The 23186-nt window shown below is 58.4% G+C and carries 26 protein-coding genes and 1 pseudogene; 3 read left to right on the top strand and 24 right to left on the bottom strand.

What is annotated here, in order from left to right:
• From AYK82_RS06080 to AYK82_RS06165, 18 genes and pseudogenes are all read right to left on the bottom strand, one after another.
• A pseudogene (locus AYK82_RS06080) lies at positions 1-358 on the bottom strand (hypothetical protein); the annotation flags it as partial.
• 19 nt (positions 359-377) lie between these two features.
• Positions 378-1235, bottom strand: coding sequence for a baseplate J/gp47 family protein (locus tag AYK82_RS06085; protein ID WP_068312741.1), 858 nt, complete (start codon positions 1233-1235; stop codon positions 378-380).
• Positions 1236-1269: 34 nt separating this feature from the next.
• Entirely contained in the window at positions 1270-1635 is a 366-nt protein-coding gene (locus tag AYK82_RS06090; protein ID WP_068312743.1) for a GPW/gp25 family protein, read from the bottom strand.
• Positions 1632-1823, bottom strand: a complete 192-nt coding sequence (locus AYK82_RS06095; protein ID WP_068312744.1) for a hypothetical protein — start codon at positions 1821-1823, stop codon at positions 1632-1634. Before AYK82_RS06095 ends, AYK82_RS06090 begins: the two co-directional genes overlap by 4 nt.
• 35 nt (positions 1824-1858) lie before the next feature.
• Positions 1859-2416 (bottom strand): hypothetical protein, encoded by a 558-nt coding sequence (locus AYK82_RS06100; protein ID WP_068312749.1) that lies wholly within the window; start codon positions 2414-2416, stop codon positions 1859-1861.
• On the bottom strand, positions 2417-3079 hold the full coding sequence (locus AYK82_RS06105) for a hypothetical protein (protein ID WP_068312753.1): 663 nt from the start codon (positions 3077-3079) through the stop codon (positions 2417-2419).
• A gap of 23 nt (positions 3080-3102) precedes the next feature.
• Positions 3103-3501 (bottom strand): hypothetical protein, encoded by a 399-nt coding sequence (locus AYK82_RS06110; RefSeq protein WP_068312754.1) that lies wholly within the window; start codon positions 3499-3501, stop codon positions 3103-3105.
• Positions 3501-4544, bottom strand: a complete 1044-nt coding sequence (locus tag AYK82_RS06115) for a major capsid protein (RefSeq protein ID WP_068312755.1) — start codon at positions 4542-4544, stop codon at positions 3501-3503. The genes AYK82_RS06110 and AYK82_RS06115 overlap by 1 nt, the downstream gene beginning before the upstream one ends.
• A gap of 72 nt (positions 4545-4616) precedes the next feature.
• Positions 4617-5000, bottom strand: a complete 384-nt coding sequence (locus AYK82_RS06120) for a head decoration protein (RefSeq protein WP_156453275.1) — start codon at positions 4998-5000, stop codon at positions 4617-4619.
• Between the two features lie 79 nt (positions 5001-5079).
• Entirely contained in the window at positions 5080-6444 is a 1365-nt protein-coding gene (locus AYK82_RS06125) for a S49 family peptidase (RefSeq protein WP_068312758.1), read from the bottom strand.
• Complete coding sequence (locus tag AYK82_RS06130; RefSeq protein ID WP_068312761.1) at positions 6434-8023, bottom strand: phage portal protein; 1590 nt, start codon at positions 8021-8023, stop codon at positions 6434-6436. The genes AYK82_RS06125 and AYK82_RS06130 overlap by 11 nt, the downstream gene beginning before the upstream one ends.
• Positions 8024-8092: 69 nt before the next feature.
• A complete protein-coding gene (gene gpW, locus AYK82_RS06135) occupies positions 8093-8329 on the bottom strand; it encodes a gpW family head-tail joining protein (RefSeq protein ID WP_068312764.1) in 237 nt (78 codons plus the stop codon).
• A 26-nt stretch (positions 8330-8355) separates the two neighbouring features.
• Positions 8356-10395, bottom strand: coding sequence for a phage terminase large subunit family protein (locus AYK82_RS06140; protein ID WP_082733788.1), 2040 nt, complete (start codon positions 10393-10395; stop codon positions 8356-8358).
• Positions 10292-11107 (bottom strand): hypothetical protein, encoded by an 816-nt coding sequence (locus AYK82_RS06145; RefSeq protein ID WP_068312769.1) that lies wholly within the window; start codon positions 11105-11107, stop codon positions 10292-10294. The genes AYK82_RS06140 and AYK82_RS06145 overlap by 104 nt, the downstream gene beginning before the upstream one ends.
• Before the next feature lie 218 nt (positions 11108-11325).
• Positions 11326-11922 carry a hypothetical protein gene (locus AYK82_RS06150; protein WP_068312771.1) on the bottom strand — a complete coding sequence of 199 codons (597 nt, stop codon included), beginning with the start codon at positions 11920-11922 and terminating at the stop codon, positions 11326-11328.
• Between the two features lie 93 nt (positions 11923-12015).
• Positions 12016-12726, bottom strand: coding sequence for a hypothetical protein (locus AYK82_RS06155; protein WP_068312774.1), 711 nt, complete (start codon positions 12724-12726; stop codon positions 12016-12018).
• 373 nt (positions 12727-13099) lie between these two features.
• Positions 13100-14812 carry a DNA primase family protein gene (locus tag AYK82_RS06160; RefSeq protein ID WP_068312778.1) on the bottom strand — a complete coding sequence of 571 codons (1713 nt, stop codon included), beginning with the start codon at positions 14810-14812 and terminating at the stop codon, positions 13100-13102.
• Positions 14809-15981 (bottom strand): CHC2 zinc finger domain-containing protein, encoded by a 1173-nt coding sequence (locus tag AYK82_RS06165; protein ID WP_068312780.1) that lies wholly within the window; start codon positions 15979-15981, stop codon positions 14809-14811. Before AYK82_RS06165 ends, AYK82_RS06160 begins: the two co-directional genes overlap by 4 nt.
• Positions 15982-16093: 112 nt before the next feature.
• Between AYK82_RS06165 and AYK82_RS17940 the strand changes: the two genes are divergently transcribed.
• Positions 16094-16750: a hypothetical protein gene (locus tag AYK82_RS17940; protein WP_156453277.1), complete on the top strand. Its 657-nt coding sequence runs from the start codon at positions 16094-16096 to the stop codon at positions 16748-16750.
• A gap of 68 nt (positions 16751-16818) precedes the next feature.
• On the opposite strand, the gene AYK82_RS06175 is transcribed toward AYK82_RS17940, so the two are convergent.
• Positions 16819-17601 carry a BRO-N domain-containing protein gene (locus AYK82_RS06175; protein WP_068312784.1) on the bottom strand — a complete coding sequence of 261 codons (783 nt, stop codon included), beginning with the start codon at positions 17599-17601 and terminating at the stop codon, positions 16819-16821.
• Entirely contained in the window at positions 17598-17876 is a 279-nt protein-coding gene (locus AYK82_RS06180) for a hypothetical protein (protein ID WP_068312785.1), read from the bottom strand. Before AYK82_RS06180 ends, AYK82_RS06175 begins: the two co-directional genes overlap by 4 nt.
• Before the next feature lie 385 nt (positions 17877-18261).
• Between AYK82_RS06180 and AYK82_RS06185 the strand changes: the two genes are divergently transcribed.
• A complete protein-coding gene (locus AYK82_RS06185; protein WP_068312836.1) occupies positions 18262-18885 on the top strand; it encodes a BRCT domain-containing protein in 624 nt (207 codons plus the stop codon).
• Between the two features lie 7 nt (positions 18886-18892).
• On the opposite strand, the gene AYK82_RS06190 is transcribed toward AYK82_RS06185, so the two are convergent.
• On the bottom strand, positions 18893-19483 hold the full coding sequence (locus AYK82_RS06190) for an MT-A70 family methyltransferase (RefSeq protein ID WP_068312787.1): 591 nt from the start codon (positions 19481-19483) through the stop codon (positions 18893-18895).
• Positions 19480-21021 carry a DNA cytosine methyltransferase gene (locus AYK82_RS06195; protein ID WP_244265719.1) on the bottom strand — a complete coding sequence of 514 codons (1542 nt, stop codon included), beginning with the start codon at positions 21019-21021 and terminating at the stop codon, positions 19480-19482. Before AYK82_RS06195 ends, AYK82_RS06190 begins: the two co-directional genes overlap by 4 nt.
• 104 nt (positions 21022-21125) lie before the next feature.
• On the opposite strand from AYK82_RS06195, the gene AYK82_RS06200 reads away from it, so the two are divergent.
• Positions 21126-22217, top strand: coding sequence for a hypothetical protein (locus AYK82_RS06200; RefSeq protein WP_068312790.1), 1092 nt, complete (start codon positions 21126-21128; stop codon positions 22215-22217).
• A gap of 14 nt (positions 22218-22231) precedes the next feature.
• Here the strand turns inward: AYK82_RS06200 and AYK82_RS06205 are convergent, their stop codons facing one another.
• Complete coding sequence (locus AYK82_RS06205; protein WP_068312795.1) at positions 22232-22426, bottom strand: hypothetical protein; 195 nt, start codon at positions 22424-22426, stop codon at positions 22232-22234.
• Positions 22427-22452: 26 nt separating this feature from the next.
• A complete protein-coding gene (locus tag AYK82_RS06210) occupies positions 22453-22989 on the bottom strand; it encodes a hypothetical protein (RefSeq protein WP_068312799.1) in 537 nt (178 codons plus the stop codon).
• Positions 22990-23186 lie beyond the last annotated feature (197 nt).

Below are 23186 nucleotides of genomic sequence, written 5' to 3' on the forward strand. Positions count from 1 at the left end.
CCGGTAGGCGCGCCAGTTCCAGCTGGTCATTATGCCAGCGCCTGCGGCGGCTTGGTGCCCATTCCATCCGGCCCTCATAGCCGATAAAGCCGAGCCCCATATGTACGGCACGGATATCACCGCGTAACCGCTGCCAGCGTATGCCATCAAAATAGAGCTCATAGAGGTTTGGCACATAGGGCGAGAGGATGCCAAGTCCCGCCTCGCGGATCAGGTGCGGCACCAGTGACGGGCTGGGCGCTGCATAGCGGCTGGGGATCAACTCCACCAGCGTTTGCAGCTTTGCCAGTTGCGCTGCAATACTGGCAAAGGCGGCTTTTTCTGCGCTTGTCGCACCGCGCCACAATCCTGCTGCCATTATCGCCCCCTCGCAGCCTTTAGCGACCGCGCCCCATGAAATGAATTGAAATCTCGCCTAGCGCCAGCGCCTCAGCAGGCCATGCCTCGGTGTCACCTACAGGCGCCACCACCCGCACGTTGCTGATCGCCCCTGCGCCGATCGACTTTACCGCGGCGATGATATCTGCGTGGTTGAGATCGAGCCCCAGCAAATCCTGCGCATCCCACCACAGCCGCAGCTGGCCCGCAAGATCATCCAGGATGCTCTCGCTCGCCTCCGGCGTTAGCCAGATATCAAGCGCCACATCAACGGTTTTGCGCACCGCCGAGGCCACATGAAAACGGTCACTGGTGACCTGCTGCGCCATCAGCGCTGTTTCCACCTGCTGCAACAGCGCGCCGCTGGCATGCCCGCCCGTCGCGCTGGAGAGCACCGCCACGTGAATGGCCGGATCGATGCCATGCGGGTCGGAGTATATTTTAACGTCTCTCACATCTGGCGACGCATCAAAGGCAATCGCTGCATAGCGCTCAGCGGGACCGCCTGCACTACGCCCGGCGATGTGCCGTTTTATTGCAGCTGCATACTCTGCATCGCTCTCGCCAACCCGGCGAGGCCGATCATAAAATTCGCCCAGCTCAGTCAATCCCGCAGGCGAGGCATAATCGATCAGGTGCCCGGCATAGGCCGCGTTGATTTCGTCACCAAGCAGCGCTGCCCGGTAAGCTGCCGCCTCGAAAATAATTTTGACAGGATCAGTTTCCAAGTCGCCCAGATCATAATCAATACCGACAGCAGCAAAACGTGCCCGCACATCCACCATCATCTCAGCGAGGATCGCCTCCGGATCCTGATAGGGCACTAATGTGGGCGGCGGGAGTTTCATTGTTTGCATGGATCCACCCTATTTTGCGGTCAGAGGTTTGCCGCTAAAGCGAAAATTCGTGGGATGAGGCAACGCTGCCATCGCCCAAATGGCCGCGCGGCAGGTAATCACCCGAAATCCGCAGGCCCACATTGCCTGCGCGTTTGTCCTCAATGGTCTCTATCGGCTGGATCCGCCGCACAGCAAAACGCGGTTCATAGAGTTCGATCGCCAGCGCCACGAGAAAGGCGAGCAGCATTTGTCGTTTGCGTGTCTGCGGTTGCATCAGCACACTGGCCAGCAGCGTTCCAAATTCCTCGCGCAGCACCCGCTCACCGGGCGTTGTCGGCAAGATCACCTCGCTGATACTCTGCTGCACATGGGCGAACCCGTCCAGCAGCTGTAGATTATGCCGGTTGAGCCCGCTCATCGCTGCGGCTTTCGCTTGCGAGCTGCAGTTGCAGGCCCCTCCGCATCTGGCTGCGGTGCGCGCTGAATTAACCCCAGCAACAACAGATGCTGTGCCGCTTCGTCACCAAGGCGCACCTCATCCCCGTCTTTTAACCATCTCCCACCAATACGGCACGGGGCCGCACTGCAAAACCGATAGGTTTGCATCGCCTGTCTCCAATTGCTCAGGTTTGAAAATTCAGTTAGTTGGGCGGATCGGTATCCGCCTTCCCGCGCTTGATGCCGCCATGGCTGTGGCTGTGGTCAATACGCTTGCCCGATGATTTCACATGGCCAGCGGAAAATTCGGTATTGCCCTGCTGCGACAGCGTTTTGGCAACTGCGGCGATACCGGCCTCATCTAGGGTCAGCGAGGTGCCCCCAACGGACAGCCGAATGCTATCATGGCGCAGCTCCAAGCGCATTGCCCCGCCTGAAATCACCAGCTCCTCGCCGTGCTGCGAGGGGCTGGGCCGGGCCCCATTATAATAGCCCCCCAGCGCCAACAGCCGCGCGCCATCTCCTGCCACGCGCAGCACCAGCATGGTCTCGCCAGCGGCCGGCGTCACCCGCACTTTGAATGCCCCTGCCGCCATGTGCAACAGGTCTGCCTCCACGGGCGTCCCCTGCCCATCCAGATCAAGCGTCACCACCTCGCGCGCCGGATCGTAACCGGTGACACGGGCAAAGCGGGCCTGCTGGCGGTGTTGTCTTTCAAGGGCCGTGAGCCGCCGATCAAGATCAAGCAGACAGTATTCCATTTACTCTGTCTCCCACATCAAGCCCAGCACCCGCCGCGCGGCGAGGCTGTCATGTGCGCCCATGGCAGCGATCTGCCAATCTGCAAGCCTGCCATCCCCAGCCATCACCTGCCGCGCCAGTTCGCCAACCTCGCGTACCGCCGCCGTTTCATGGCCGGTGAGATATTCGCAAATTTCGGCATAAACCCCGCTGGCACCAGCGCCCATCACCGGCCCGCTAGGCGGGCGGGCAGTGATAAACAATCCGCGAGCCGCGTTGCTAACAGTGCTCCGCTCATCCTCGGCAGCAAAACTCTCGATCTGCCAGCTGTCGCCCGCTAACCGACGCCACAAATCAGCAGCGCGGCTGTCGGTATCAGCAAGCGCCCAAAACACCCGCTCCTCCAACAGATCACACCATAGCTCCTCGGCACCATCGCGCGCGGGGCTGTTGTCTGCGCGCGAGGAGGTAATAAACTCGATAATCAGATCTACGGTGGTGCGCCCCTTACCGCCCGGGGCCCGCACCGCGCGATTGCAGCGCACCACTGCCAGCCCGCCAAGCGGGACACCATCTGTAAGGTTCGTGCCACTCAAATTCGTGTCATAAACCTGACCTTGCGGGAAGGCGCGCCCGTCCAGTGCCAGTACTGTCAAGGTGCGCAGCAGCAATCGTGCGAGCATAGGTTTCCCTTTCGAAAAGATGGTTATTTCACAAGCTTGAGGGCGCAGAGCAGCCGCTTGCCCGACAGGTCTTCGCTGGTGACAATCGCAAAAATCTGGTCAGCACGGCGGATCCGGTCATCGCGGCGCGGGCGGCGCAGCTGCTGCCTGTCAAAATCGGTGGCGTCCAGTATCACGTAGATCTCATGGCCAAAATATTGCGTGACCTGCGCATCATCGCCATCGCGGTTTTGCGCGCGGCCCAGCTTGTGGTCATCTGTAAAAAACTCTCCAGAGGTCGCCACAGGGGTTTCACCTGCCTGCACCGCGACGGAGAGGCCACCCCGCGCCCGCGCGCGCAGGAGGCAGATCACCGGCTCGGCGAAGGCCGCGCCAAACCGGCGATTGCTCGCAGCAAGCCGCTTGTCAAACGCGCTTGTCATCACTCGGCCTGTAGCTCGGCCAACACCTGCGGCTGATTGCAAACGGCGATGCGGTTCGACTGGCTCTCCAGCTCCCAGCCCTTGCCGTGTTTCAATGGCTCGATTGAGATTTTTACATCATCGATCTGCTTTGCAGGCTGGTTGATGCTGTCCACATGCAGCGCAGGGGCTGCAAATGTGTGCATCAGGTTGCCGGTGCCCGTCGGAAACGAGTGGCCAACACCTGCGTCGATGATCGGCGCTTGTTTGGTTTTTTCATTCTCTTTCACTGGCATCGAGCCCGCATACTCACGAAACGTGATGTTGCCAAATTTGAACATGCGGCCGTAAACGCCGCCAAGCGCGTAGTCCTCAACAGTGCTATGCAAGCGTGAATTCTGCGCGTTCACCACATATTTCTCAACGTTTTGGTGGCTGATCAGCGCATCGAAAAATTCCGTCGAAACCACCGCCTCAACACCGGACTGGGTTTCATTCATCAGGTTGTCGCGGGTATGTTTTTGCAGCTCCGCGCATTTTGCCCGCACATCCGTATCCGGTTTATTCAGCTGAAAATTGATGGTTTTTTTATTGATGTCAAACGCGTCATAAAGATCAAGCAACTGGTTGCCATCACCATCAACCACTTCGCCCCGCAGCATGCCAAGGCGCAAATATTCCAGCGTTAAAGAATGGCTGCGCCGGATCGTTTGCAAAGTGCGCAGCAACTCCTGATCCACACTGGCTGGCACCAGCTTGCCGCCAACCACTTCAAGCAAATTGTCTGGATCATCAACGAGAATTTGATCCAGCACCGGGAAATGCGGAATTTCGATAATAATCGCATTTTCCTTGCCCCGCTCGATGGTTTGGCCCGGTGCGCCGCGCTCGCGCGATCCGAGCACCCGAACGATGCCGTCCTTGACGTCGATGCGCACATAGGTGGATTTCTTGCGCGAGATCGGCGCAATATTCATGGCATTCAGCAGCCCGTAGGTGGTGGGCAGGCGGTTGACCTCGCGGGTCAAATCCACGGCGCTGTAGCCCATTGCATAATCGGCCATTGGGAGTTCCTCTGGTGTTCTCTTTTGAAAGGGAGTTTGGTTGTTCGCAGCGCAATCCTGCGCGCAGATCGCCTAGCGCAGTTTGATACCGCGCCCGCGCATGGCTGTTTTCAGCGCTGTTTTTTGCGGTTCGGTGGCCCCTTCCGGCCATTTGATCGCGCTTTGCGCCACAATCGCCGGACCATCACTGAGCAGGGTAATGCGCAGGCCTGCACTACCTGCTGCAACGCTGCGCTCCTGAATGGCAAAACCGGCAAATTTCCCGGCAGCTCCGTTCTCGGTGAGATCAATCGGCTGCGCCTTACCGCCAACAACGGCAAAAATACTGCCAACCTGAATACCAAGCGCTTCTGCAGGCACTGCCAGAGGGTATTCCTCTCGGCAAAACTGTTGGCTGGTCTCGTATTTCACCAGTGCCGAGGCGCGCTCTGGCGCCTGCATTTTAATTACACCCATTGTGTTGTCCTCATGTCTGTGCAGGCTTTGCTGCGCATGGATCAGCGTTCCGCGCGGCACTCATGCCGCGCTGGTCCGGTTAGTCCGCCAATTGTGCCTCTATCAGCTGGCTCAAGCCGCTTTTCGCGGCTGAAGTGTTTGCGCCGCTTTGGGCAAGGTCGCCTTGCGCCGCATCCTGCTGCGTTTTATGCGCAATCCACTGCTGCGCCCCGCTTGGCGCGTTCTCACGCCCCGCCCCCTCTTCTGCGCCGTCTTTTTCAGCGGCCGCCAGCATTTTTGTCGCGGTAGCCACATCCAGCCCCGCCTCAATAGCAGCCCCTGCCTGCGCGGGGCGGAGCTGTGCTTCCGGCAGAGCCAGGATGGCGCTCACCCGTTCCCGCTCAGTGCTAACACCTGCCGCCGTCGCTTTTGCCAGTTCCGCCGCGTTTGCAGGCGCTGTGTTGTTGCTGCCGCTGTCGGCCGCAGCATTAACATCGGCCTGCGGTTGGCTGTTGTCGGCCACCCCTTGCGGGGCTGTTGCATTGCTCATGTTCGTGTCTCCTATGTGCTGCGCTTTTTGATTGCGGCCAGCGCGGGCCGCACTTAGGTGCCGGAGGCGCGCCAGCGCCTCGCTATAGCTGGCGATACCATCGGCCAGCCCCGCCTCAACCGCCGCCTGCCCGCGAAACATGCGGGCCTGCGTTTCCCGTACGGACTGTTCAGATATCCCCCGCGCCTGTGCCACATGCAGGCAAAAGTCATCGTAAAGCCCGTCAATGTCGGCCTGTAGATTGGCCCGCGCCGGATCGCTCAAGGGTGCATGTGGATTGCCATCTATTTTTCGCGCGCCCGCATGCAGGTAGGTGTAGTTTTTGCCTGCCTGTTTATCCGCCCCGCTCTGGTCCAGATGCAGCGCCACCACGCCGATGGATCCCACCGAGGCCGAGGGGGCGAGCAGGATTTCATCACAGCCGCAAGCCAGCGCATAGGCAGCACTGGCGGCATATGAATTGGCATAGGCGATAACCGGTTTGCTCGCTGCAAGCCGTTTAATCTCGCTAGCAAGGGCAAACACCCCGCCTGCCTCACCGCCGCCGCTATCGATATCAAGTAGCACACCGTTTGCATCAGCGTCCGCGCCCGCTTGGCGCAAAAGCTCTGCCGTCCCTTCATAGGAAATCAGGCCCGAGCGGGAATTCAGCCAGCTGCCACGATTTACCAGAGAACCGACGATTGTGATTACGGCCATACCCTGATCGATCTGATAGAGATAACGATCCTTATCTATTCGCGGCGCACCGGAAAAGCGGTTTGCTTCCAGAGGGACGGCCTCGGGCCCACTTGCACCCTCCAGCCCGATCCGCCCGCCAAGCACTCCGGCGAGCACCTGCAGCTTGTCCTGTGCCAGTAACAGCGGCGTTCCCAGCGCGAGCTGCGCCACCTGCGGTAAATAATTAGCGCTCACGGCCTGTCTCCTCATCTGGTTCGCTTTGCGCGGGGTTTCCGCCACTGGCAGCCCCCGCTAGCGGCTGCAGGCGCGGGTGGACGAGGCCGCGCGCTTCATGATCGGCAATCTCGCGGGCTAATTGCTCGCTCTGGTCGTCATAATCGATGCCGTCCTCGGCCAGCGCCTGCGTCAGCGTTGTGCGCCCCAGCGCAAGGTTTTGCGCCAGCGCGCGCGCGTCTTTTGCAGGATCCGCGCTGCCGCGCCCCGGACCGAGCCACTGACCGGCCACATAAGCGGTGGGCCGTTGCCAAAAACTGGCGGCACCCTTTGGCGGGGCAATGGCCCCGCTGGCGATGCCATCCTCAATAACTGCGGCCAGCCACGGGCGGCAAAACTGTGCCACAAATCCCGCCCGCTCGCAGGTAAACCCGCGCCACACATTCAGCATCGCGCCGCGCCAGCCGGAATAGCTGAGCTTGGAATAGTCGCCCGTCAGCATCTCAACCGACAGATCAAAGGCGCTGGCAATATTGCGCAGCGCCGCCATCTCAAAAGCGTCATAACTGGACGATGGCCGCGCCGGATTGGTGAAATTGACTTTCTCCCCGGTGGCCAGCTGCATCACCTGCACCCCGTCCATCTGGATCGGGTGGTCTTTGTGATGCCCCTCGCGCTCTACAGCGAGCGTATCCATGTACTGCGCCGCGGCCCTACCGTCGTCATTCTCGCCAAGTAGCTCGGCCAGCACCGAGTGATCCGCGCTGCTTTCAATAAAAGCGGCCAGCGTTGCATTCAGCGTTGCCGCCTGTAATTCCGCCTCGTCGAATTTTCCCAGTTGCCGCAGTTTTTTAACAATCGGCGCCACGGGCGAGCGGCCACGAATTTCGCCAATATCGCCCGCATAGAAATAGTGCAGCACGCGGCGGCTGCCATCGCGATCATAACGCGGCACCCGAACGCTCTTTTCGCGTGGCAGCACAAGCCCATCATCCGGATGCGCCCCAAGGAAATGATAGGCCACCGGCCCGCCAAACCGGTCCAGCTCGATACCATCACGAAAGCGCGTGGTTTCCAGCTGCCCTGTAGGCTGGGCCAGTTGCTGCGAGTGAATGAGCTCCACGGCTATATTGGAAACGCCCCCGCGCGGCAAAAACCGCAGGCGCGCCAACGCATCCCCGTGCCACAGACTGTGCCGGAGCGCCAGCGCCATAATCTGACCACCTGAAAGCCGCCCCGCCGCATCGCAGCGGTGTTCCAGATCCTCAATTGAGGCCCGCCAATGGCTCTCGATCTGCCGGGCAAGTTGTTTGGCCGCATCCTGCGAAATGCCAAGACTGATCGCGTCCGGCCGCGATGAAAAATTCAGCCCGGCACCGATTATACCATCGACTTTCCGCCGCACCGCCGCCGATGCCCAGGGGTTGTTGCGCGAAAGGTCGGCAACGCGGGCAGATAACGGCTCGCGGTCAGCCTCAAGCGCCGCTTGCGGGCTCACACGCGGCGCGTAATAGCCGGAAAGCGCTGGATGCGTGCGGCTGGCGGCCTCATAGGCCCCGCGCCCGCCCAACCAGCGGCTGCTAAATAACGATTTTAACATTGATGTATCCTAGCGCCGCAGAGAATGCGCAATAGTCAGCCTTGTTGGAGGCTGCAAACAAGTTGCCCCTCAAAAAACCACAGTTCGGGAGCTGCGCCCGCTGCGCCGCGCCAAGCCCAACTGTGCCCGCAAGCGGGCAATATAGCCCTGCAATTGGCGCAGGTTTGTGGGCCGATATTCGACCTCGCGCCCGCTCTCGGAGCGCAGGCGCACCTCCTGCGCCCCCAGCGCCAACTGGTGCTCCGCCTCCTCTGCCTGCATCAGGCGCTGTGTCATGAGCGCCCGCTCGGCCTCGCTTAGTTGCATGGGGTCGGTCCTGTCGTTCTGGTTCACTACTGCCCGCGCCGCGCCGCCCGTTCAGCCAAAGCTTTGGTCCGGCGTTCCGCCCGTCGCCCGGCTCTCGTTTGTAAGGGGGCTGAACTCGGCCTCGGCGGTTGCCGGGTCGGGTTTACAAGGTTCTCAATCTGGGGCGACGGCGGGGCCGCACCCAAGAGGTCATCAATATCGCTCTGAGCTCCCTCCGGCGGGGTAGATTGCTCTATCATCAGAGCCTCCCAGTCGCTGGCTGTCAGATTACGAATTCCATCATGGATGGCCGCCCCGTTGGCGTAGTTCATCATGTCGAGCACCTCGTTGCGCTCGCGCAGCAACGTCCAGCGGTATTCAACACGCCCTGTTTTTTTGTTGCGCTCGCCCAGCCACGCCTCAGCGGTGAGCTGCTCGTAAAACTCGTCATCCAGCCCTGAGGGAAACGCGATCGACCCTGCCAAGCTCCAATCCTCGTTCTCCCGCAAAGCGCGGTAAAGCGACAGCTTCATTTTCGAAACGGCGAGGGTAAACAGCCAGCCCTGCCAAGGCCGTCTTTTGCGCTTGCGGCCCCGATCCGTGTACTCGCTCCCCGAACCTGCAATAATCGGCACCTCGTGGCGGGTGGCTCCGTGCACCATAATCACCTCGGTTCTTCGGTGTCGCCGCTGGCGGATCCAGCCGAAAACGTCCTCCGTTGAATAGCCGCCATCAATGGCCAGTTTGCTCACCGGTAGGTCAACCCCGTGGGCGTTGCGCCACTTCCGGCGCTGCACGGCATCAAGCCCGTCGCGCGTCGTCGCCTCGCCGATGTGCCCCGCAATAGTGCCGTGATCAATGACAGCTCGGCGCTGATCGGGGCCATAGGCTACGGCCAACCATTCCACGCGGTCCTGCTGGCAGTCGCAGCCCACATAAATCCGGTGGTATCCATCCGGTACAATCCCGCGCCGCACACCAATCTCGCCAGCCAGCTCCTGCAGTTTCTCCCAGTCAGGCGCCGTCCCCTCAACCTCCAGCGGTTCACCGATTACATCGTTCATAAACCGCTGCAATTTGTCGTTATCGCCCTGCGCCTCCAGATAATCCGTCTCGATCTGGGCAAAGCTCTGCAGCAGCGAATAGGCCGACCAGATTTTAAACGAACGGTGCTGTTTTGCCACCTTGGGATTACGGGCAATCCAGCGGCCCTGCATCAACATCTGCGGTCGGTGCTGTTCCTCGATCAACCCGCCGCACTCGGGGCAGGAAAAACAACCGCATCCGGGGCGCTCCGGATCAATTTTCTCTTTGAAGTTTTCGAATTCCAGCGTGTGCTCATGGCCGCAGTGCGGGCACGGCACATGGTAGTCCTCCTGCGAGCCCGCTTTAAACGCATTTGTTATTCTGCAGCCGGGCCACAGCATCGGCGTGGACACCTTGAATATCTTGGCAAACGCAAACGCCTGCGCCCGCGATTGCGCTTGGCCCTCCGGATCGCCCGCGTCGTTGTTCACCCATTTGGCCAGATCATCGAGCACCATAAACGGGCGGCTCTCCATAGAAAGCGCGGCGGGGGAATTGGCTCCCGATATCAATAGGCTGGCCAGCCCGTCGGTGCTGTCCTTGCGCAAAACCGTTTCAGTGTTCTCGCGCGAGTTTTTCGGAAACCGGCGCAAGAAGGCAGGCATGTCGGCCACAAACGGGTCGTATTTTGATTTCGACCAGCGCTTGGCATTATCCAGCGTTGGCGTGATGTACATAAAATCGCCGCCACGCTGCTCCAGCATTGAACAGGTATAAATCAGTGCCAAAATGGTACCGCCCAGCTGCGCCGATTTTTGGAAACTCACCGTTCGGCAGGGATCTTCTGGCGATAACGCTTTTAGGATTTCGGTAAAAAAAGGAAAATTTGCAGGGTTGTAATAGCCGGGAAAATCCGATCGCTCAGGCCGGAAGTAAACATTTTTACGCGCCCACGCTTCATGGTCCACCGGCGGCGGCGGCATCATCGCCTTGGCCGTTGCCCGTGCCAGATGGTGCGCGGGGTTGGCGCGGTGGATCATGTGCTGTACAGCGCTGTGCATGGGTCAAGCTGGTCTCGTCCATAAGGGGCGGCGCGCCTTTGGCCTGCGCATTCAGCCGTTTTGCGGCCTCCACCCTTAGTTTTTTAAATTCACGGGTAAGCAAGTGTTCCAATTCGCGGGCATCCATGTTGCTCAGGTTCGGGGCCAGCAGGCTGGCAAGCTGGCGCACGCCGCCGTCATAGGCAGCAATTATTGCCCGTGTCATCTCACCCATGGTTTTGATCGCGGCGCCCACCGGCATTAATTGCCCCTCGGCCAGCCGCTTGGCCTCTTCTGCCTGCGCGTTCTCGCGCTGGATTTTTTTGAGCTGTTCCGCCTTGATATCGCGGGCAAGCGCGGCAGCTTCTGCCTCATCGCGCTCTATCTGGGTGGTGGTCGTGGATACCGGTGCAGCTGGTGGTGCTGGCGAGTGTTCAGATGCAATCGCTGGCCCCGGGCTGGCAGGCAAATCTGTTTCGGGGCTTGGCTTTGCTGCTGCCGCATCGCTAAGACTACTCAGCCGCGTGCCAATCCCGTTGCCCATCATCTGGCCGCTATCAAGCCGCGCCTGCAATTGCCGCACGGCGATTGCAACATCAATCTGGGCGCTGCGCCCTTCCCCCACAATAGCCTCGCCAGATATTTTCCCCTCGCTAATCCATTGGCTCACGCGCCCTGCGCTGACACCGGCAGCAATGGCAAACGCGCCTTTTTTCATGAGCTGCCGTGCCATTTCTCACCTCGTTCCCCCGCTCGAAAACCAAGACAATTCCATCAAAAATCCATGAAACCGGCTCAACTAAACACGCAAAAGACCCTGTTTAGGCTGCCAGTTTAGGCTAGAAACCGAGCCGACTTTAGCGCAGACCCCCGCGGTTGCATCCGCCCGCGGGGCGCGAAAAAACGCAGGGAGGACCCATGCACCCCGCACCCATTCACCGCCACTCTCGCTCAATGGCCGAACAGGTGTTGGTAGAGATCGAGAGCCGAGTTCTGCAACGACTTGCGAACGGTTTCCCCTGCCTCTTCAAGCGCATCGGAGTTGCCTCGCTCCACTTCACGGTTCGGGTTCCATCCCCACAGCTCGGCAATCTGCTCTTTGTGAGGCTTGGTTTCCATCGCTGTGCCGCGCAACCGCTTGAACACGCCGCGATGGCCGCTTGGCATGGTGGCAATAAACGTGCCGCGATGCATGCCCCAACTGGGGGAGAAAACGCCTGCACGTTTTTGCCTCGTTCCGCGCGCTGCAATCAGCGGGAACCATCCAGCCCTAAATATTATCTCCGAGGTTGCCGAGCCGCCATTGGCGCTCACCACCTCCAATTTCCTGCGGATCTTGGTTTTGGAATAACCCAGCGGCCTGCCGTCATTGGCCAGACTGTCCTCGTAGCTCAGCCGCCCAGCCTTGAGCGCCGCTCTGGACACCCGCGACAACTCCTTGGCGCTAAAATTATGCGCCGTCCCTTCCAGCAGAGCTGCGAACCCGTCCAGATCACCGGTGTCAATCTCGATCCGCATCAGATCCCCACGCCTACCCGCACCAGCCATGAAAAAACCGCCACGCGGCGAATTATCGCTGCGGGCGGTCTTGTGTTCGCAAGCACCCTGTCAAAAACTGGGGCGCGGCACAACCCCCTTTTTTCAGGCGGCGGCCATCCTTGCCCGCAATAGCCCATGCAGCTGCGCCGGTTCTTCTCGCCACGGCAACAACTTATGCGCTGTGAGCGGGGGCAGATTGTTTTCCACCTGTTTTAATCCGGCGGCCCACAGCGCATAGGTTTCGCGCTCCAGCTCCACCAGTTCCTGTGGCAATTGGTAGATCACCAGCTCACAGGCCTGCCCCACCCGGCACGTGCCGCCATCCACGCCGCGCAGCATCGCCCCGCTTTTCACGCTCACGCGGCCATATTCGCTGGCATAGCTCATCAGGGCCCGCCCGTTGCCACCGCGCTTGGCAATCAGCGCCTGATCAGCGCCCGAGGGTTTGGCAGGGCGTGTGCGCGAGCGGGCGTAGTGCACAATCAGCGCCGCGGCATCCAGCCCCTCCGGCCCGCAGGCGGCAAGCGCAGCCACCTCGTCCACCAGCGCCTGCGCATCGCGGTGCAGCGCGCCTGCCAGTTTGCAGCCGCCGCCATCCACGCGCACACCAAGCTCCGCCATGGCGCTGAACGACGCTGCACCGGAGCGGTAGCCCAACAGCGCCAGATCATCGCGGCCCGCATCGCAGATGCCCGCCAGTTGATCGGCATAGGCCCACTCGGCCAGATCGGCAATCCCGAGCCCTATCGCTTTTTGCTCCCCTGAATTCGCCATGCCTGCCATTGCCATCACCTGTGCCTCCGCATTTGCCATCTGTCTTTGCCAATTGCCAGTCCGTTTTGCCCCGTTTTCCGTTTTTGCGAGGGTCGCGCGGGTTTTGCGAGGCAAAGTTTCAAACCCGCGCAGTCAAATTATTCAATTATTAAAGCCTGTTAGTTTCCTCTTTCGAGGGTTTCGAGTGTTTCGTGTCGCAACGTGCGCATGAATAAAAATCCCAAAAACAAAAAACCGCCTATAGATCATCCCCGCAGCCCCATACGTGCGCGTGCGCGTAAACCCGCGCGACCCTCGCACGCGGCCCGCAAGGCCTTGCCAACAAACAGCAAAACACGCGCGAGCGTTTGCCGTTCCGCCTCGCAATACCCTCGTTACCCTCGCAGCGCGAGGCGCGCGCGGGTACACCTCCCTAAATCGGCGGGTCAACATGTACCACCTCATCTGGTAAGTTAATGCGAACATTGATGTATTTGCGAATACGCCCGTTGATTTTCTCAATGCCTTTCTTGGGCAATTCGCGGCCAAACAGGGTGTTGGTAAACACTTTGACAGCGCTCACCTCGCACCAGCGCTTATAGGCGTTGTACATGGTCTGCGCGGTTACCTCGGCCACCGGCTGGCCCGCATCGTCGGGCGGCACGGCGATGAGACACTGATCGACAAATTGCTGGATCGGGTCCATCTCCGATCGGTAGCTATCCGTCATGCCCGCAACCGCCTCCGGCACCTGCAATCCCCCCTCCACATAGGCCGCCAGCCCCTCGATCATCCAGTTGAGAATACCGGCCCGCTCTGCGGCAAACTCCGCCAGCACCTGTTCCAGCGGTCGTCGTTCTGCCTCCGGTATTTTGACAGACCACGGCACAATCAGCAGCCGCCGCCAGATGCCGTGATCCGTGCCGGTAATGTAGGGTTTGTCATTCCCGCTCATCACCGCCTTGAAAATGGGCGTCATATCGAAAAAACCCTGATGCAACCGGCGCACCTGCATGGGCTCGCCGCCGGTCAGCGCCTTAATCAGTTCCTCTTTTACCGGCTCGCCGCGCGGCAATTCGGAAACCCGCACCAAGCGTTTGCCCACCAATGTGGCCAGATCCGGTGTGGCCTGGTCGCCGCGCCGCTGGCCGGATCCGGTGACACTCTCGGGGTTCAGCTGCCCGGCATAGCCGCCAAGCAAGGCGCAGATCGCCTCGATAAATGTGGATTTGCCATTGGCCCCGTCGCCATAGAAAAACAGCAGCTTTTGCTCGGCGGTGGAGCCGGTCAGGCAATAGCCCATAAAGCGCTGCAAAAAACCCTGTATCTCTTCATCTGGCTGAAAATAGTCTAAAAACGCCTGCCAGCGCGGGCAGGCAGCGCCCTTGTCATAGGCCACCTGCGCACACTTGGAAATGAGATCCGCCCGCGCATGGTCCTTGGCATTGACGTTGACAACCTGCCCGCCCTCGCCATCGCCCTCAGGGTGCAGATGCAGCGTGGCGCTTTGCGTGTTTAGCACAAAGTCATCCGCATCCATGTCATCAGGCCCATGGGTTTTGTGGGGCAGCGCCATCAGCAACATGGATTTGACCCGCGCCGCATTGCCGCTGGAGACAGAGAACGCCCGCTGCCGCGCCCGCCGCTTGTTCAGCGCCTCTCGCGCCGCCTCTGCGGCCTCCAGTATCTGCCGCTGCGCAGGAGTTGGCTTGCCATCACTCACCACCAGCGCCTCCCCTGCCTCGATCGCCCGCTGCTCATGCGGCGAATACTCTAAAAACGGGGCCTCCAGCCGGATGCGCTCGGCGGTTTCCTGCGCCAGCCGGGTCACCACCTCCTCCCCGCCGGTCAGGTCCCAGTGGCTGCCGCACCAGCTGTAAAACCCGTGCTCGCGAATATGCAGGAATTCATCGCCAAAATGGGCGATCAGCCGCTGGCCGTTGCCGGTGTCGTTGTGGTCCAGCGCGCTGCAGGCCCGCAGCACCTGCTGGTCGAGCACATTGTCACCCTGTGCCCCGCCAGCTGCCCCGCCTGCTGCCTCATGCGGACCGCCGCGCCGGGCACCGCGCGCAGGGCCTGCCCCTGCCTGTGCTGCATTTGCCTCACGCGCGGCGGCCGCCAACGCTTTTTTGACAGCTGCGCTCATGCGGCTCTCCCTGTTTTTTCTTTAATAAACCAGTCCGCCAAATCCATGCCTGCTGGCGGCCACACGCTGCTGGCGGCAATGCCCGCTCTTGCTGCCCGCGCCTGCACCATGGCCAGCAGCGCCCGCAGCACATGCAGATCAGCTGTGTCGCTGTCGGCTAAATAAATCAATGTCTTGCAGCCCTTGGCCGGAGCCGCACAGGCCGAGGTATAATCGGGCACGCGCGCGGGTAGCAGCTTGCCGGGGCGGGCCGGATGGGGTTCGCGGGGCGCGGTGGCATCCGCCCTGCCGGTGAGATTGCCAAGCGTGCCTGCCACCCATGCAGGACACCCAGAGGCAATCGCCGCGCCGCAGGTCTCGATCCCCTCTCCCAGCGACATGGTGAGCGCAGGGGGCGACAGCCGGATGGCGCTGCCCATAAACGGCCCGCGGATCTTCTTGGCAGGCAACACGCTGCCATCCTGCGCCACAATCCGCGCCTTGCCTTTTTGCTGCGCAGGCCCTGTCAAATCCAGCCATGTCATATGCAGCGCGGCAAACCGGCCATCGCGCCGCTGAAACGCCGCCAACATGGCAGGGCCTTGATGGATAATGCGCAGGGTGCCATCCGCGCCCGCATGCCAGAACGGCAACGCGGGGTGATAGCGCAGCACCTGTGTTTGCAGCGCGGCCCCGCCAAGCGCCCGCACTTCGCGCAAATAGGTTTCCGCTGGCGAGCCGGTAAACGCCGCGCCCTGCTGCCAGATCGCTTGGGCCCGCGCCCGTTCCTTAGCCGCATCTCGTGCCGCTTGTTCGTCCTGCGCTTGCCTTTTTTGCCGCCAGCGTTCCTGCCGCGCCTGCTTTCTCTGCGCCTGTGCTGCCTTGTCCGCAGCGCTGCGCGGGGCTGCCGCCGCCTCGCCGCCCAGTGCCTCCACCGCTTGGGAGAAAGAAAGCCCATCGCGCAACATCACATAGTCAATGGCGCTGCCCGCCGCCCCGCAGGCGGTGGAGTGGCAGCGAAAGGTGTTCTTTACGGGGTCCACCTGCAACGAGGGGTTTTTATCGCCATGCAGCGGGCAACAGCCGGAATAAAGCCGCCCGGCACGGCGCAAACGGGTGTCCGCGCCAATCAGCGCCACCAGATCCGCCTCCCGCTTCACCCGTTCAATCTCAAAGGGCTCAAAGCGCATGGGCCGCCCTCCCTTGGAAAATCTCAGTTCCGAAATCTGTGGGGAGCATGAACCGTTTAAACAGTCCAGACTGCGGCCAGTCAGAATGTCGTTTTTTTACCGGAGGTTGAAAATGTGCTCCAAGCCAGTCTGGAATTACTGCGTCTATGCCGCTGCTGGTGGTTTTATGGCGGTATTTGCTCTTGGCATTGTAGTACTTGCCAATACAACCCGTAACCATGATTTTGTATTTGTTGACACTGGAAGTATTCGAGAATGGCTTGGCGCATTGAGCGGTTGGGCAGCAGCTATTGGTGCTATCAGTGCCGCGTGGTTTACAATTAGACAGATGCGTAAGGATAGCACTCTTGCAAAAATTACGGATATAAATACTAGTATAAATTATTTTTATAAAATAAGACGAAATATAAGTGGCACAATAATTAATAGTGCTTTTCATAAAAGTACTAATCTTACCCAAGATGACATAACTTCTTTCAAAGCAAATATCGAAAAGAACATTGACTATGTAAATTCCATAGTTAATAATATTGAAATTATCGATATTACCACCAAACAATATATAGATAAAGTCATTGTACATGGTGAAATATGCGCGCGTATGAATTTCCATTTTGTAGGTGGAACCAACCAAGATTTTATTTATGAAATTCCCAAAAATAGACGCAATGATATTGCATATTACTTTAATTTGGCCAAAGATACCATGAATAGCATAGACCAACAAATATCTATACTTGAAAAGAGAAAAGATTTTGCTTGTTCCTAGATGCTTTTTTGTGAATTGATGTCCTGTATTTTTAGTATCAGAAACTACTATGTTACATAGCTCTCCCATCACCGCCCCTCCTGACCCTGTTTCAAGGTGAGGCCGCGATAGGTGATCAGGCGGCGTTTGAGCTTCACAAAGCCCATTTTCATCGCCAACACCCCGCAAATCAGCCCGAACGCTGTCTGGCTGGCCGCTTCTTCGCCGCGTCCGGCGCTATACCGGCAATAGGCCTCGAACAACACTTGCGCCCGCACCTCGTCGCGCCCGATCTCGCAGGCCTCTTCGATAAATGCCTGTACGTGCGGCATAAGTTGCTCAACCACCCCGCCCGCAGGCCCTTCATCGTAAAAGCCGTTTGCTACGGGCAAGCCCAGATCCCGCCACAACCCGCGCGCCGATTGCCGTCCGGAAAGCTTCAGGGTTAACTCCACCAACCGCGCTTTGGTGGCAATGTCTTGCAGGTGATTCAGCTCCGGCCCGCTTGTGGCAAAACTGCTTGCCTGTTCCGCTTGCGGCGCGTCGCTGGCGGTGTAGCTGCCGGTTTTGCGGATGCTCGGCAACACCTCATGCGCCAGCCAGCGTTTGAACCGCTCTGCCGCTGGCTTGCGCGATTGGAAGATCAACCGATAAAGACCGAACTCATTTATGATAACCATTTCTTGCTTGGCCGAGGGGGTGTCCACAGTATGGACCCCCCTCTCGTCTTCACCCAGCAGAGCAAGTGAAGATCGGGGATTGCCGAGCTCCAAACAGCGGCAGACATCCTTGCCGACAAACCAAGGTTCGCCGTCCAACTCAATCACCCGCACCAGATGATCCTCAAAGCCGAAATTCGTCAGGGCGTTCATGCCATGCCCTCCGCAGTTGCGCTGCAAGCAGATAGGCCAAGGCGGGCAGCAGCGTCTTGCGCCCGTCCGCTCTCGTCATCCAGCAGCTGTAACAGGGTAAAAATGCAGGCCAGCCGCTCATCGCCGCCAGCCAATATCTCGTCGGCCAATGTGCGCATGGCAAACAGCAGCGCGCCGCTGGCCGCCTGTGCGCTGTACAATTGATTTAGATTTTTCTGGAATGTATCGAGGTGGTTTTTTGCATGCACGCACCCGTTATCTGCCCGCTCACACATGGCAAATCTCCTTGAGTTGAATTGTATCCAACCACCGGAGGTTCCAATCTCGGGCGGCCGGACGAACAGGATTGGAACTACCGCCCTCAAGGAAACGGCGCGCAAAAGCGCTCCTGCCCGCCCGACCATAACAAAAAACCACGCAACCAGAGGTATGCGTGGCGCAATGCGAGCGCCTTGAGAACAGAAAGGGGTTCCAATCCCCGCACGGCTTTTTTTGCCGCACTTGCCGGAAATCTCCCGACTGCCCCTAAGACTCTCGCAGGCGCGCGAAATTGTCAAGCATGAAAACCTTTCACCACCACCCCAAGAAAAACCGGATACCCTTACGGTATTATCCAGCGCGATTGACTCGCATTTTTCATGTATTGATGAGGCAAAGTCCATGCACACCAAAGTGTTGAACCAGTTTAACCGCGCCCGGATCGACCAAAGGCAAGTGGCTGAGTTGATCGGCATTGCCCGCGGTGTTATCGCAGATGGCACACTCAACGATTTGGAAATCGAGTTCTTGTATAAATGGCTCATCGCCAATGCGGATGCTGCGCAAAACCCGCTTGTCAACGCGCTGATCGCCCGCATTAAAGATGCGTTGGCAGATGGCGTGATTGACGATGAAGAGCGGCAGGACTTGCTCTCGACCCTGCATGAACTCACCGGTGCCGATTTTGAAACAGGCGAGGCATTGAAGGCCGCAACTTTACCGCTGGATGACCCGATGCCGGCAATCGTATTCCCGCACCGCAATTTCACCTTTACCGGCACGTTCACCTTTGGCAAGCGCAAGGATGTCGAGGCCGTAACGAAACAGTTGGGCGGCAACATTACACCGCTGAATATGAAAACCCATTTTCTGGTTATAGGTGAATACGCCACCGACAGCTGGCTGCAATCCTCGTTTGGCACAAAGATTGTTAAAGCCGTCGAGATGCGCGAGAAGCGTCGCCCGATTGCCCTCGTCAGCGAAGCCCACTGGTATGAAGCGGCAGGCAGGCTCATCGACGCATAAGCTACCATCATGCCACCTCATCGAATTTGCCAGTTTCATCTCCAAAACAGTCCCAGCCAACGCGCTGCTCACGGGAAAACAAATCAAGGCGCCTATGAGCTGCCGGGAACAGTTTCTCTGCGGCCGCATACGCTTCATCTGGCTTGCGAGAATGCTCACGGCGCAGCCCCTCAATCACCGATCTGACATTTGAGCCAAACTTTGGTGCACCGACCTTACCAATTAAAAAAGGCTCCCCTGCACAGCGCAGGGCATACCCTGTGCCGAACGCCAACCTACGTTTTTTCGTGCGTTGACTTTGCGTGTATTTAACCCAATGGCCAGCCGTTACAAAGCTAAAGCCCCAAGCGTCGAGAACTTCAAATGCCTCGCGCAACAAGGGATTGGTCGCCCATAGCCATAGAACGCAATCGCCTGCGGCCAGATGAGAGACATTCATGTCTTTAATCTGATCTAGCGCCATACAATCGTATTTGGCGCTAGCATTTTTATGTTCTCCCTTTTTTGACCAATTGGCATAAGACCAAGGCGGGTCGGCCATGATTAAATCATAGGACAAGGGGGGGATTTGGCTAAGTTGATTGAATACTGCCCTCATGCCGCCCGCCTTTCTGCAGCATCAACACGCAGCTCTGGCAGGTTTGCAGCAACCAGCGCCTGCGCCCATGGCGGGCAGACCGAGTTGCCACATTTTGCCGTTTGCTCGGTTTTTGGGAATGGCTTGCCGTTGTAATCAAACTCGATCCGGTAGTCCTCCGGAAAGCCCTGCGCACGGTAGAGTTCAGCAGCGCTCAGCATCCGCATGCCAATATCGCTGATCACATAGGGCTCGCCGCCGATATTGACAGTCACAAGGCCAAAGCGGTCCTTGGTTGTCACTGTCCCCATTGGCTCATCCACGGGCTGACCAAGACTGGTGCCGTAATACGCAGTCAGAAATGCGCGCACCTCGCCCACATGGCTGCTCCCTGCGCTGACTGACGGCATGGGTGCATCGACTTTCTGGCCATGCTTGCAAGTGCCCCACAGCTTAACCAGATGGCTGGTAACAATGTTCTGCTGGGTGGCGCGGCTGGTGATAGTCGAAAGCGGTGCATCAGCAGCCCGCCCCGACACATTAAAATTGTGCTGGGCTAGAAACACCGCCACCAGTGCCGAATTACCAATACCCTTGGTGGTAACCGTGCCAAGCGGCGCGGCGATATCTGCGCCCCTTGAGTTACCGAAGGTCCGATCGATGCACGGCATCACCAAAGCACGGCAGCCCCCCTTTTCGGTTTTAATGGTCGAAAACGGCTTGTTGAGCGGTTTCAACCGCCCGCCATGGCTCATGTTCAAAATAAATGGCGCAGAATTATCAATAACGAATTTTTGAATGCCCGCTGCAATGCGCTTTAGTGTGTTTTCTGCCAGTGGTCTCTTGCGCTCAAAAATTGAAGGGCACGGAATGGACCAGTCAATGCATTCGGCTTCGGTTCGCCATGGTTTAAGCGCCCCCGTGCGTACTGCCTCGCTTTGAGGGTCGCCGTGGGTCGGCGCTGGCCAGATAATCGCCTTGCGATCGCGCCTGGCAATCACAAACAAGCGCCTGCGGATGGTCGGCGCGCCATAATCGCACGCCCGCAAAATGCGATGCTCCACCCGGTAGCCGAGCTGGCGCAGCGCCCCCTGCCAGGCTTCAAAATCCTCCCAGCCCTTAAACTCAGGCACGTTTTCCAGCATGATCACCCGCGGGCGCTTGCTCCCCAACTTTTGACAGAAATGCACCACGGACCACGCCAACATGCGCACGCTTTTTGAAACAGGCGCTGCCCCGCGCGCATTAGAGAAATGGCGACAATCAGGCGAGGCCCACAGCAGGCCCACAGGCCGCCCGTTTGTGTAGCTTTGCAAATGCACATCCCAAACGCTCTCGCAAAGATGCAAGGTTTGCGGGTGGTTCTGCGCGTGCATCGCCAGCGCTTTATCACAGTGGTTGATGGCGATATCCGGAGACCGGCCAAGCGCCAGTTCAATGCCGGTCGAGGCCCCGCCGCCACCGGCAAAAGCATCAATAATCAGCTCATGCTCTGAATTGACCATTTGCGGCGGCACAGAGCCTGCTATGTGAGAATTTGAGAACAGATCCATGCTCATGCGGCGCACCTCATGGCTGCGCTGACACTGGCCGCGCTTGCGCTAGCGTGCAGCTCTCGGCTAATGTGGTTGCGGTTGATTAATCGATTTGGATTGTTTGTTTGATGTCCATGCCTTCTGAAAGCACCGATCGCTGGATCCTGCCTATCTTTTGTGGTTGCCTTTTGGCCATACTGGCATTCATTGGCTACCTCGCGGCGCCGGACTGGTTCTCGCTCGCCTATTGGGCGGCCACGGCAGATGGCGGGGCCATTGCCGCCACACCGCGCGCAACCATTCTGCGCGATTTGGGTGGGATAATACTTGGAGGTATCGGCTTGGCGCTGTTGACATGGCGCTCCATCGTCAACCACCGGCAGTTGAAGGTGACATTGGATGGCCAGCTTGAAGAACGCTTCCAAAGTGCTGCCGAATTGATGGGCAAAGAGGAAAACCAGTCGCTGCGCGAAGCTGGCATTCACGCTCTCATTGAGGTAGTAAAGCGAGATCCTAAAACGTATTATGATAGAGGCATTAAGCTTCTTTGCTCTTTTGTTCGGTATCAGTCTCCGGTAACGGACCACATTAGAGAGCAATTCAATAAAGGCCCTAGAATATCGAGACCCAAAGAAGATGTTGTCGAAGCAATTACCGCACTTTGCTTCGCTATTAATAACTATCACATCCAATACGGAGAACGTACGGAAGTAAATCTTAGAATGAGCTACATTTTCGGGCTTAACTTCAGTAATATTAACATAAATGAATTTCACATAACGCAATGCATAATTGACACATGTTACTTTGAAAATGTTAACTTCAGAGAATTTCACAATGATGCTTGCATACACACTCTGTGTTACTTCATTAATACACAGCACGTAGGCGAAGATGTTGACGTAAACATGTTCCATCACTGCCATTTTATGTTTGATGATGCCTTTCGCCCAGGGGCCAAAGACTATTTGGACTGCACGTTCACTTGTCACCAAGTAGAAATTCCAATTGATCAGAGCACTAATTTTAATCGTTGCTATTTTGACAGCCAAGTAATCAGAACAATTGGAAATCCAGAATTTACCAGCATTGAAATGACATGGTGCCGGCTTCGCGATGATTACGACCAAAACACGACATGGCCTGAAGGATGCAGCATTACACATGATACACATCGTCTTACCACTGGCTTCTTCATTTCCACAAACAACACCGTATAGATCTGCTTTGATCATCAAACGCCCTCCGGCGCGGCAGAGCAGCCCAACATTCCCCGCCGTGTGCGGCTGGCGGCAACAGCGAGGCGCACCTCTACCTCTGATAGGCCGTAGCTCTGCGCGATCTGGCGAATAGACAGACCCTGATCGGCCCGCCGCCGCAATTTCTCCTGAATATCCGGATGAACTCCGCCTGCGTGCTCGTCTTGCATGCCTCTGCCCTCCCGGCCCCTAACCCCTAGCGGTTAGCCGTGGTTGTGAACGATCCATTCTCGCGGCGCAGATCGCCAGTCGCGCCCGCTCCCGCCTCCAGCACCGCGGCCAGTGCCGTTTGCATCACCACCGCCGCGCGGATTAATTCGTCGCATTCGCGCAGCAGCCGCGTCTGGCGGATTTCATCACGGCTAATACAGCCATCATCGGCAAGACATTCGCTTACCTTACCAACCACGTCCGACAATTCTTTGGAGAGGCTGGCCACATGGCGCAGCCAGTCGCGGTGGCTGTCCACCTGCGGCAGTTTATAAAGCGCATGGCCGGTAATCCCGGCGAGCACCGCTGTCACCACCGCCTCGCCGATCTCCGCCTCCAGATCGGCCACCACGTCTATGGGCATGTTGAGATCATCCTGCGGCTGGCCGTAACGGGCGAGCTGAGAGCGCTCCACCCGCGTGCCGAGGCTGGCCGCCTCTTGGCCGCCATTCAGCTTGATCAGCTCCTTGGCGTAGCGTTTGAGCCGCAAATAGGTTTCGCTGGATAAGGCACGCGCTGGCATCACACAAAATTCCCGTTGTTTACCGGTGACAGCATCCAGCCAGTCGGTAGACTGGCTGACGTTAGGTCATTTACAAAAACACCCATCAAATTGATCAGGCAGGAGCACAGCACATGCCCGTAAAAACACCGGCGGATCTGGCCACCCTGATGGCCGCCCTGCCGCCGCAGCTACATGGGCGGTTTGCCCCGCTCTGC

Source organism: Polycladidibacter hongkongensis, from assembly GCF_001561995.1.
Classification (GTDB): Bacteria; Pseudomonadota; Alphaproteobacteria; order Rhizobiales; family Stappiaceae; genus Pseudovibrio; species Pseudovibrio hongkongensis.